The following is a 1,130-nucleotide window of genomic DNA, read 5'->3' on the forward strand; positions in this document are numbered from 1 at the left end:
GGCCTGGGCCTGGAAGAGCTGGGGCAGGGTCGCGGTCGGCACCTCGCGGGCGGTGTCGTTCCAGGTGGTGAGTACCTGCTGGCGTTCGGCGTCGTCGAGGACGGAGATGTCGTGGAGGGGGGTGGTGGGGTTGTTGGTGAGGGTGTGCAGGAGGTGGTGGAGGCGGTTGGTGATCTGTTCGGCGGTGGTGGGGTCGAACAGGTCGGTGGCGTAGGTGAGTTCGCCGTGGAGGCCGGCGGGGGTGCCGTTGGGGGTGAATGTTTCGCCGAGGGTGAGGGAGAGGTCGAACTTGGCGGGGAGTTGGCCGGTGGTGAGGGGGGTGATGGTGAGGCCGGGCAGCTCCAGTGAGACCGCGCTGTTGTTCTGGAGGGTGAGCATGACCTGGAAGAGGGGGTGCCGGGCCATGGAGCGGGTGGGGGCGAGGTCTTCCACCAGGCGTTCGAAGGGGATGTCCTGGTGGGCGTAGGTGTTGAGGCTGTTCTCGCGGACCCTGGCGAGTAGGTCGGTGAAGGTGGGGTTGTTGGTGAGGTCGGTGCGTAGGACGAGGGTGTTGACGAAGAAGCCGACGAGGTTGTCGAGGGCGTCGTCGGTGCGTCCGGCGATGGGGGTGCCGATGGGGATGTCGGTGCCGGCGCCGAGCTTGGAGAGGAGGACGGCGAGTGCGGCCTGCAGGACCATGAACATGGTCGTGCCCTCGGTGCGGGCGAGTTCGGCGAGTTGCTGGTGGAGTTCGGTGGGGATGGTCAGGGGGATGCTGGCGCCGCGGTGGGTGGCGACGGCCGGGCGGACCCGGTCGTAGGGCAGCTCCAGTTCCTCCGGGATGTCGGCCAGAGCGTCACGCCAGTAGGCGAGTTGCTGGGCGAGGAGGCTGTTGGGGTCGTCGTCGGTGCCGAGGAGGTCGCGCTGCCACAGGGTGTAGTCGGCGTACTGCACCGGCAGGGGTTCCCAGCCGGGCTCGGCTCCGTTGTGGCGTGCGGTGTAGGCGGTGGAGATGTCGCGGGCGAGGGGGGTCATGGACCAGCCGTCGCCGGCGATGTGGTGCACCACCAGGACGAGGATGTGCTCGTTCGGGGTGAGGGTGAACAGGGTTGCGCGCAGCGGGATTTGGGTGGCGAGGTCGAAGGTGTGGG

Annotated in this window: 1 protein-coding gene; it reads right to left on the reverse strand. The window is 68.4% G+C overall.

The window, feature by feature from the left end:
* Nucleotides 1-1,130, reverse strand: a 1,130-nt coding sequence (locus ACIGXM_RS37430; RefSeq protein ID WP_396568588.1) for a condensation domain-containing protein, incomplete at both ends; no start/stop codon positions are given.

The sequence above is a fragment of the Kitasatospora sp. NPDC052896 genome, from assembly GCF_044547075.1.
In the GTDB taxonomy this organism is placed as follows: Bacteria; Actinomycetota; Actinomycetes; order Streptomycetales; family Streptomycetaceae; genus Kitasatospora.